Origin of the sequence: Streptomyces pathocidini, from assembly GCF_001418495.1 — a bacterium.
GTDB classification, from domain to species: Bacteria; Actinomycetota; Actinomycetes; order Streptomycetales; family Streptomycetaceae; genus Streptomyces; species Streptomyces pathocidini.
Map to the genome: position 1 here is coordinate 1 of NZ_LIQY01000173.1, position 10076 is coordinate 10076.

At 70.0% G+C, this 10076-nt stretch carries 7 protein-coding genes and 1 pseudogene; 1 reads left to right on the top strand and 7 read right to left on the bottom strand.

Features of this window, described 5'->3' with window-relative positions:
- Window positions 1-25 precede the first annotated feature (25 nt).
- The 3 genes from AOK16_RS10470 to AOK16_RS10480 form a co-directional block, all read right to left on the bottom strand.
- Entirely contained in the window at window positions 26-1642 is a 1617-nt protein-coding gene (locus AOK16_RS10470; protein WP_055471977.1) for a solute symporter family protein, read from the bottom strand.
- Window positions 1639-2121: a DUF485 domain-containing protein gene (locus AOK16_RS10475; protein WP_055471978.1), complete on the bottom strand. Its 483-nt coding sequence runs from the start codon at window positions 2119-2121 to the stop codon at window positions 1639-1641. The genes AOK16_RS10470 and AOK16_RS10475 overlap by 4 nt, the downstream gene beginning before the upstream one ends.
- Before the next feature lie 119 nt (window positions 2122-2240).
- Entirely contained in the window at window positions 2241-4361 is a 2121-nt protein-coding gene (locus AOK16_RS10480; protein ID WP_055471979.1) for a DNA gyrase/topoisomerase IV subunit B, read from the bottom strand.
- Between the two features lie 444 nt (window positions 4362-4805).
- Between AOK16_RS10480 and AOK16_RS10485 the strand changes: the two genes are divergently transcribed.
- Window positions 4806-5033 (top strand): DUF7455 domain-containing protein, encoded by a 228-nt coding sequence (locus tag AOK16_RS10485; protein WP_055471980.1) that lies wholly within the window; start codon window positions 4806-4808, stop codon window positions 5031-5033.
- 117 nt (window positions 5034-5150) lie between these two features.
- Here the strand turns inward: AOK16_RS10485 and AOK16_RS10490 are convergent, their stop codons facing one another.
- The 4 genes and pseudogenes from AOK16_RS10490 to AOK16_RS10505 all read right to left on the bottom strand — a co-directional run.
- On the bottom strand, window positions 5151-5975 hold the full coding sequence (locus AOK16_RS10490; RefSeq protein ID WP_055471981.1) for a S1 family peptidase: 825 nt from the start codon (window positions 5973-5975) through the stop codon (window positions 5151-5153).
- A 170-nt stretch (window positions 5976-6145) separates the two neighbouring features.
- Complete coding sequence (locus AOK16_RS10495; RefSeq protein WP_055471982.1) at window positions 6146-7705, bottom strand: RNA polymerase sigma factor; 1560 nt, start codon at window positions 7703-7705, stop codon at window positions 6146-6148.
- 394 nt (window positions 7706-8099) lie between these two features.
- A complete protein-coding gene (locus AOK16_RS10500; protein ID WP_276202489.1) occupies window positions 8100-9041 on the bottom strand; it encodes a FadR/GntR family transcriptional regulator in 942 nt (313 codons plus the stop codon).
- A gap of 56 nt (window positions 9042-9097) precedes the next feature.
- Window positions 9098-10076: pseudogene (locus AOK16_RS10505) on the bottom strand (ABC transporter ATP-binding protein); the annotation flags it as partial.

The window sequence follows — 10076 nt, forward strand, 5'->3', positions numbered from 1 at the left end:
GCAGGAGGCCGGGCGGGGGGACGCGCTACGCCGCCCCGGCTCCCGTCAGGGAGCGGACCTCGGTCTCGGCGTGGATGGCCGGGTCCGCGGGCTCCCGCGAGGTCACCGTGCCGATCCAGCCCATCAGGAAGCCCAGCGGTACGGAGACCAGGCCGGGGTTCTGCAACGGGAAGACCGAGAAGTCCACACCCGGCACGATCGCCGTCGGCGAGCCGGACACGACCGGCGAGAACACCACGAGCACCACGGCCGGGATCAGACCGCCGTAGATGGCCCACAGCGCGCCGCGCGTGGTGAACCGGCTCCAGAACAGCGAGTACAGCAGCGCGGGGAGGTTCGCGGAGGCAGCCACGGCAAAGGCCAGGCCGACCAGGAACGCCACGTTCAGGTCCTGGGCGAGCAGCCCGAGGCCGATGGCCAGACCGCCGATGAGCACCGCGGCGTACCGCGCGACCTTGGGCGAACCACCTTGCCTCGTATCGTCCTTGACCCGCACCGCGTGCCGGCCGCGCATCGGCGCGTACAGGTCGTGGGCGACGGAGATCGAGGAGGCGAGCGTGATGCCCGCGACGACGGCGAGGATGGTGGCGAAGGCGACGGCCGCGACCACGGCGAACAGCACCGTGCCGCCGGTGGAGCCCGCCCCGCCGCCGAGGTCGAGCGCGAGCAGCGGAATGGCCGTGTTCCCGGCCGCGTTGGAGGCCCGTACGGCGTTGGAGCCGACGACGGCGGCGGCACCGAAGCCGAGCACGATCGTCATCAGGTAGAAGGCGCCGATGAGGCCGATCGACCAGACGACCGAGCGGCGGGCGGAGCGCGCGGTCGGCACGGTGTAGAAGCGGGACAGGATGTGCGGCAGTCCGGCGGTGCCGAGTACGAGCGCCAGGCCGAGGCTGATGAAGTCCATCCGCGCGGTCCAACTGCCACCGTACGCGAGCCCGGGCGCGAGGAAGTCCATGCCGTGGCCGCTGCGGTGGGCCGCCGTGGTGAGCATCTGGCCGAGGTCGCCGTCGAACCGCACCACAACCATGATCGTGAGCGCGACGGCCCCGGCCATCAGCAGCATGGCCTTGACGATCTGGATCCAGGTGGTGGCCCGCATGCCGCCGACCGTGACGTAGACGACCATCAGCCCGCCGACGCCGACGACCGTCAGGGCGCGGGTGAGCGACCCCGAGTCACCGAGCAGCAGGGCGACCAGGCTGCCCGCGCCGACCATCTGCGCGACGAGGTAGAAGATCGAGACCGTGACCGAGGAGGCGCCGGCGGCTATGCGCACCGGGCGCTCGCTCATCCGCGCGGCGACCACGTCGGCCAGGGTGAACCGGCCGGTGTTGCGCACCAGTTCGGCAACGAGCATCAGCACGACGAGCCAGGCGACCAGGAAGCCGATCGAGTACAGCATGCCGTCGTAGCCGTTGAGCGCGATCAGCCCGGAGATGCCGAGGAAGGACGCGGCGGACAGGTAGTCGCCGGAGATGGCGAATCCGTTCTCCAGGGGGGAGAACATCCGGCCGCCCGTGTAGAAGTCCTCCGCGGAGCCCTTGCGCCGGCGGCGGCCCACCCAGGTCGTGATGACCAGGGTCACGGTGACGAACACGCTGCACAGGGCGAGAGCGAGGGTCTGGTGGTGCGTGCTCACCGCTGCTCCCCGCTCGTCACCAGCACCTTGGTGCGCGTCATGTCCTGGGTCTCCCAGCGCAGATCGAGCGCCTCCCGGTCCCTGCGCAGCCGCGCGTGACGGGCGTAGGCCCAGGTGAGCAGGAACGTTGTGGCGAACTGGCCGAGCCCGGCCAGCATCGCGACGTTCAGCGCGCCGGCGACCGACCGCGCCATGAGACCCGGCGCGACCGTCGCGGTGATCACATAGGCGAAGAACCAGGCGAGGAAGACCGCGCTCGCCGGCAGCACGAACCGGCGATACGTCCTGCGCACCTTCTGGAAGGCCGCACTCCGCTGGACCTCCAGATAGATGTCCGCGGTGGACTGCTGCGGGGCGGGAGGCGGGGCCTCGGGTGGCCCGGTCTCGTCCACGGCGTCGCCCCACTCCGGGGCGATCACGTCGTACCAGGGGTCGTCCAGCCGGATCGTTCCGGCCTCGCGCCCGTCGTGCTGTTCCACCCAAGGTCTCCTTGATCCGCGATCTTCAACTGGTCGCGGATCAAGGATCGTTGAAAGAAATACGGCAGGGACACCCCTGGTCCCGTACGTTCACTCCATCAGGTGAAACGTGATGTTCGTCACGCGTCGATGCGTGAACGGTCCAACGTAGCAGCCGAGTTGGAGATGAATTCCTTGCGGGGTGCGACCTCGTTGCCCATCAGAAGATCGAAGGCCGTCTCGGCGGCTTCCAGGTCGCTGATGTTGACGCGGCGGAGCGTCCGGTGGCGGGGATCCATGGTGGTCTCCGCGAGCTGGTCCGCGTCCATCTCACCGAGGCCCTTGTAGCGCTGGATGCCCTCCTTGAAGCGGATGTTCTTCCGCTGGAGCTCCAGCAGCGTCTCGCGCAGCTCGTTGTCCGAGTACGTGTAGATGTACTTGTCCTGCCCCTTCTTGGGGCTGACCAGCTCGACCCGGTGCAGCGGCGGCACCGCCGAGAACACCCGCCCCTGCTCGACCATCGGCCGCATGTAGCGCTGGAAGAGCGTCAGCAGCAGGCAGCGGATGTGCGCGCCGTCGACATCCGCGTCGGCGAGGAAGATCACCTTGCCGTAGCGAGCCTGGTCGATGTCGAAGGTCCGTCCGGACCCCGCTCCTATGACCTGGATGATGGCCCCGCACTCGACGTTCTTCAGCATGTCCGAGACGGACGACTTCTGGACGTTGAGGATCTTGCCGCGGATCGGCAGCAGCGCCTGGAACTCCGAGTTCCGCGCCAGCTTGGCCGTGCCGAGCGCCGAGTCGCCCTCGACGATGAACAGTTCGCTGCGGTCGACGTCGTCACTGCGGCAGTCGGCGAGCTTCGCCGGCAGCGAGGAGGACTCCAGCGCCGTCTTCCGGCGCTGCGCCTCCTTGTGCTGCCGCGCCGCGATCCGCGTACGGGCCGCCGCCACGACCTTCTCCAGCACCGCCCGCGCCTGCGCCTTGGCGTCCCGCTTGGTCGAGGCCAGGAACGCCTTCAACTCCTTGGCCACCACGGCGGCGACGATCCGGGAGGCGGCCGAGGTGCCCAGAACCTCCTTGGTCTGCCCCTCGAACTGCGGCTCCGCCAGCCGCACCGTCACGACCGCCGTGAGGCCCTCCATCGCGTCGTCCTTGACGACGTCGTCCTCGGCGACCCGCAGCAGCTTGGCGGAGCGCAGCACCTCGTTCACCGTCCGCGTCACGGACCGCTCGAAGCCCGAGACGTGGGTGCCGCCCTTGGGGGTGGCGATGATGTTGACGAAGGACCGGACCGTCGTGTCGTAGCCGGTGCCCCAGCGCAGCGCGATGTCCACGCCCAGCTCGCGGGTGACCTCGGTCGGCGTCATGTGCCCGCGCTCGTCCAGGACCGGGACGGTCTCCTTGAACGTGCCCTGCCCGGACAGCCGCAGCACGTCGCACACGGCCTTGTCCTGCGCCAGGTACTCGCAGAACTCGCTGATCCCGCCGTCGAACCGGAAGACCTCCTCCACCGGCTCCGCGCTGTCCAGCCCGCGCTCGTCCCGCACGACGATGGTCAACCCGGGCACCAGGAAGGCGGTCTGCCGGGCGCGCGCGTACAGGTTCTCCAGCGAGAGCCGGGCGTCCTTCAGGAAGATCTGCCGGTCCGCCCAGTAGCGGACCCGGGTGCCCGTCCGCGTCCTGGGCACCTTCTTGCCCTTCAGCAGCCCGCTGGAGGGGTCGAACGGCGCGTCGGGGCCGGACTCCGTGAAGATCCCGGGCACGCCCCGCCGGAAGCTGATCGCGTGCGTGTGCCCGCTCCGGTCGACCTCGACGTCCAGCCGCGCCGAGAGCGCGTTGACCACCGAGGCGCCGACGCCGTGCAGACCGCCGGAGGCCGCGTACGAGCCGCCGCCGAACTTTCCGCCCGCATGCAGCTTGGTCATCACGACCTCGATGCCCGACAGGCCGGTCTTGGGCTCGACGTCCACGGGGATGCCCCGGCCGTTGTCCCGCACCTCGACCGAGCCGTCCTCGTGGAGCACGACCTCGATCCGGTCGCAGTGGCCGCCGAGCGCCTCGTCGACGGAGTTGTCGATGATCTCCCAGAGGCAGTGCATGAGGCCGCGGCTGTCGGTCGAGCCGATGTACATGCCGGGCCGCTTGCGCACCGCCTCCAGGCCCTCGAGGACGAGCAGGTGCCGCGCGGTGTAATTGGAACCGTCGCGGTCTGCTCCCGTCAGCAGCGCAGTGGACGGCACGGACGTCTCGGCGGTCACGCGGTTCGCTCCTCGCTGAATTTCTGGCTGGGCCTGCTGGGGCCCGGGTGATGACTGGGTCGTCCGTCAGAGGGTACCGAGGCTTGATAGAGCCTTTGTGCCACCACCCGAGAGAAGGTCCATGCTAGTCGACTATCGATCGTACGTTCGATAGTCCGAAGGGGTGACGTGTACATCACGTTCCCATCCAGGCATGAACCATTTAGGCTCCGGGCACGTCCTCATTCACAACCCGGCAAGCCGGCCGGGAGGACAAAGCCAGACAAGCCAACACAAGCGCGATGAATACGTAAGCCAACGCACTACGGCTCATTCGCCGCCAACCGGCAGCGCCCAGCCACCTCGGAGGAAAACTTTCGAGGAAAAGCCGCGAGCGGGAACGTTTTCGGACTGGTTGGATGTTGACCCTGGTACGACAGCTCGTCGAGCTAGAGAAGAGGCGACGTGACTACTGTTCTGACACCCGCGACCCCGCTGACGGCCGCTGACCGCTGCGACCGTTGCGGCGCCCAGGCGTACCTGCGCGTCGTCCTGATGAGTGGCGGCGAACTGCTCTTCTGCGCCCACCATGGCCGCAAGTTCGAGCCGGAACTCAAGAAGATCGCCGCTGAGATACAGGACGAGACGGAGCGCCTCGCCGCTCCCGCGTCTGCGTCCGACGAAGAACGCTGACACATCGCGCCCCGACGAGCCTGTGCCGGCCAAGGGCCGGTAGGCGGGCGGTCATCCCCGTGAGCACGGGGTGACCGCCCGCTCTCGTCGCGCCCGGACCCTTCCACTCCCGGTCCCTCACGCCTCGTCGACGAAGTCGGCGAACGAGGAGATCCGCGTGTAGACGCCGGGCCGCCCGGCCTCACCGCAGCCGCTGCCCCACGAAACCAGCCCGATCACTCGGCCGTGGGCCACCAGCGGCCCGCCGCTGTCCCCCTGGCAGGCGTCGTGGCCGCCGCCGGGCCGACCGGCACACACCATCGAGTCCGCCTCGTAGCGGCCGTCCAGCGTCCCCGGATAGGCCTCCTCGCAGACCCCGTCCTCCAGCACCCGTACGTTCGCCGAGTGCAGCCGTGAGGCATACGTGCTGTTGCCCGTGGTGTCCCCCCAGCCGTAGACCGTGGCCTCGGTGCCCGGCTCGTAGGCGGAGCTGCCCTTCCCGGCCATGGGGAGCACATGGCCCGCGGGCAGCGCCTGGGCCAGCGTGAGCACCGCGACGTCACCCGCGTTGGTCGCCGTGTCGTAGTCGGGGTTGACCGCGACCTTCCGCACCTTGATCTCCCGGCCGGCGTCCCCGCCGAGGTCGCTGCGCCCCGCGATGACCTTGAGGTCGGGTACGGAGCTGCCCTCCATGCCCAGCACCTCCCGGCTCATGCAGTGCGCGGCGGTCACCACCTTCGTGCGCCCGACCACCACGGCCCCGCAGTACTGCCCCGACCTGCTGTCCCCGAACAGCCCCCGGCTCGCCACCGCCACCACCCACGGGCTGTCGCCCACGGTCACCGGCTGCCCGCCTATGATCACGCCGTCCGCCGCGGCGGGGGCGGACGCGGCGAGCGGCAGCACGGCCGCGGCCGTCGTCAGCGCGAGTGCGCCGACGAGTGCTGGGGAGGTAGGACGCATGCTGCTGGCTCCTGACTCTGTGGTGCATCACGCACACCCAGGGTGACCCAATTGGCTCGGGAACGCACCCGGACGGACTCGCTCCGGTACGCCGAAGGCCCGGAACCTCGCGGGGTTCCGGGCCTTCCACTTCGCTGACCTGCGCCGACCGCCCCGTCGGGGCACCTGCATCAGTCCAGGTAGTCGCGCAGCACCTGAGAGCGGGACGGGTGACGCAGCTTGGACATCGTCTTCGACTCGATCTGCCGGATGCGCTCACGCGTCACGCCGTAGACCTTGCCGATCTCGTCCAGCGTCTTCGGCTGGCCGTCAGTGAGGCCGAAGCGCATCGAGACCACGCCCGCCTCGCGCTCGCTGAGCGTGTCGAGCACCGAGTGCAGCTGCTCCTGGAGCAGCGTGAAGCTGACCGCGTCGGCCGGCACGACCGCCTCGGAGTCCTCGATGAGGTCACCGAACTCGCTGTCGCCGTCCTCGCCCAGCGGGGTATGCAGGGAGATCGGCTCACGGCCGTACTTCTGGACCTCGATGACCTTCTCCGGGGTCATGTCGAGCTCCTTGGCCAGCTCCTCCGGAGTGGGCTCACGGCCCAGGTCCTGGAGCATCTGGCGCTGCACACGGGCGAGCTTGTTGATGACCTCGACCATGTGCACCGGGATACGGATGGTGCGGGCCTGGTCGGCCATGGCGCGGGTGATCGCCTGCCGGATCCACCAGGTCGCGTAGGTCGAGAACTTGTAGCCCTTGGTGTAGTCGAACTTCTCGACCGCGCGGATCAGACCGAGGTTGCCCTCCTGGATGAGGTCCAGGAAGAGCATGCCACGGCCGGTGTAGCGCTTGGCCAGCGAGACCACGAGGCGGAGGTTGGCCTCCAGCAGGTGGTTCTTGGCGCGGCGCCCGTCCTCGGCGATGATCTCCAGCTCGCGCTTGAGCTTGGGCGCGAGCTTGTCGGAGTTCGACAGTTTGTCCTCGGCGAACAGGCCGGCCTCGATGCGCTTGGCGAGCTCGACCTCCTGCTCGGCGTTGAGGAGCGGGACCTTGCCGATCTGCTTGAGGTAGTCCTTGACCGGGTCGGCGGTCGCGCCGGCCGCGGCGACCTGCTGCGCCGGGGCGTCGTCCTCGTCCTCGTCGGACAGGACGAAGCCCTCGTTCTCCGGGCCGCCCTCGCCCTCGGCCGGGGCCTTGCCGTTCGGCGCGGCCTCCTCGACGGCCTCCTCGCCCTCGAGCAGCTCGTCGGAATCCTTCTTCGCGGCGGTCTTCTTGGCCGCCGTCTTCTTGGCCGCGGTCTTCTTCGCGACCGTCTTCTTGGCGGCGGTCTTCTTCGCCGCGGCCTTCTTGGCGGGCGCGAGCTCCGCCTCCGCGGCGACGCCGTCCGCCTCGGCCGCCGGGAGGGCCTCGGCCGGAGCGGTGGCCTTCTTCGCGGTGGCCGCCTTGGCGGCGACGGTCTTGGTGGCGGTGCGCTTCGCCGGGCTCTTCGCTGCGACGCTCTTGCGGGTGCGCTTGGGCGCCTCTGCGGCACTGACCATCAGCGTCACACCCTCCTCGTCGAGGACCTGGTTGAGGCTGCGCAGAACGTTCTTCCACTGGGTTGGCGGAATCTGGTCAGCCTCGAAGGCCCGACGCACGTCATCGCCGGCGATCTGCCCCTCAGCCTTTCCCCGCTCAATGAGCGCCATGACAGACTCGGACTCGGCGATCTCCGGCGGGAGCGTACGGGATGTGCTGGCCGACACGAACAACCTCTCGGAACGATGGGAACGGCTTCCGACCCCGTCCACATGGACCGGAGTCGACGACCGCCGGCGGGGATGGACCGACGGCGCAGGCGGAACCGCAGAGGAAGTCAGCGCCGCGGACGACGTCCGTATTCCCTCAGTGAGTGCCACCTCTTAGGTCATCGCGCTGCCCCGAAGAGTGTTACGCCCAATCCACGTGGCCCGAGTCACACCGTGCAGCGGCCTCAAACCATCAGTAATCGGGCGCATTGTGGCGATTGGCTTGCGAGGGCGGCGTCTTGCTGCTGACCACCGGTCGGGACCGCGTATCGGCTCCTGCCTCCGCCCGCGCGGGGCAGGAGCCGATACCGCTATGACGACCGGTGCTCACGGCTGACCACTCGCACGGGGGTCAGTGCTCGCGCGGAGCGGGCACGACGTGCTCGACCTCGGGGTGGACGGTGAGCAGCTGGCGCATCGCCGACTCCGCACCGGAGGAGTCGGCGGAGCCGAGCGCCTCGACGATCCGGGAGTGGAGTCCGACGCTGTTCTCGGTCGGGCGGTCGCAGCCGGTGGCCGGCCCGCCGGAGACCTGGAGCGCCGAGGAAACGATTCCCGAGAGGTGCTCGAGCATGCGGTTGCCGCCGAGCTGGAGCAGCAGGGTGTGGAACTCGGTGTCGGCCCGCGCGAAGGTGAGGGTGTCGCCCTGGGCCAGCGCGTGCCCCATGATCTCGACCATGTCGGCGAGCCGCTGCTGGACGTCCTCCCGGCCGTGGCCGGCGGCGAGCCGGGCGGCGAGCGGCTCGATCGTCCACCGGAGTTCGCACAGCTCCCGGCGCTGGTCCTCGCGCTGCGGCCCGAACGCCCGCCACTCGATGATGTCCGGGTCCAGCAGGTTCCAGTCGCTGACCGGCCGGACGCGGGTGCCGACGTTCGGCCGCGCGCTCACGAGGCCCTTGGCCTCGAGGACGCGGAGCGACTCCCGGACGACAGTCCGGGAGACCTCGAAGCGCTGGCCGATCTCCTCGGGTACGAGCGGTCGGTCGGCGCCGAGATCGCCGGATACGATCATCTGGCCGAGCTGCTGGACGAGTTGGCCGTGCAGGCCGCGCCCGCGGCTGCCGGCCGCCCGGCGGCCGACTCGGCCCATCTCGACGTCGGACCCGTCCCACGCGGGCATGCCGGAGCGTTCGGCGCCCGGGGCCTCGCCGTACGGGTAGCGGTCAAGCTCGCCCGGACCGGAGAGGCCGGAGTCGACGGGACGAGCCGCGGTCATCATGGTGTGCGCAAGGGTACTCACGCATCCTTTGTCGGCGACACTCTGGGCGCCCTTGAGGTCTTTGGTGAAAAGCACACGAAAGGGTGATCGCCCATCACCTCATCATTGACGCCCAATCGGAAGGAAACGGGCTATCTCCGCTGGGTTGTGGGCAGTTCACGCTGCACACGGCGCACCGGCGGCCACCAGTCGCTCCTTCCCCGCAACACCCTGGTCAGATATGCGCAGAGCAGGGCGCAGAGCGCCAACACCAGCGCCTGGCCGACCGGTTGTGTGCCCAGCCGCACCGCGTCGGTGATCCAGTGGTCACCACCGGAAGGCCAGCGCACCAGGCTCGCCTCCCGCAGCCGGCCCGGCAGTCCGGCGAGCGGATAGGTGGCCGGCCGCACCGGGAGCGCCTGTACGGCGGGGACGACGAGCACGGGCACCGCGAGGACGGCGGCCAGACCCATGGTGGTCGAGCGGAACAGACCCGCGGCGAGCAGCCCGGCCCAGGTGCAGCCGATGACGAGTCCGGCCCAACCGCCCGCCAGCACCGGCCAGTCGGAGGGCGGGCTGAGCGCCTCTCCCCCGAAAAAGAGCCAGAGGGCGGCGCTGTTGACGATCGCGGACAGCGCGGCGAGAGCGGCAGCGGCAGCGGTGCAGACCCCGAGCTTGGCCACCACCAGCCCCAGCCACCGCGGCACGGGGCGGTCGGCGTGGACCAACGCCGGGTAGCGGAACTCCTGGCCGAAGGCGAGAGCGCCGAGCAACCCGGCGGTGAACGCTGCGGGTGGCAGCGGGAGTTCGACGGGCCAACCACTGATCAGCCGGGCCGCCGAGGTCTCACCGGCGCGCGCCATCAGCAGCGCGCAGAGCAGGGACACGGCGAGCGTGGCGGCGGCGGCCAGCCAGCCGGTCCGCACGCCGCCGGCGCGGTGCAGCTCGTAACGCAGGGGCCAGACCGGCCCGGTCGGGGCCACTGGCCGGATCTCGGCGGCGGTGGTTGTGGCGGTGGCGGAGTTTGCGGCGGCAGGGGCCGGCTGTCTTCCTGCCGCCGCGGGCGCCGAGTCACGGCACACCGTGGCGCCGGAGAGGGCCGGGGTGGCAGGAAGACAGCCGGCCCCTGCC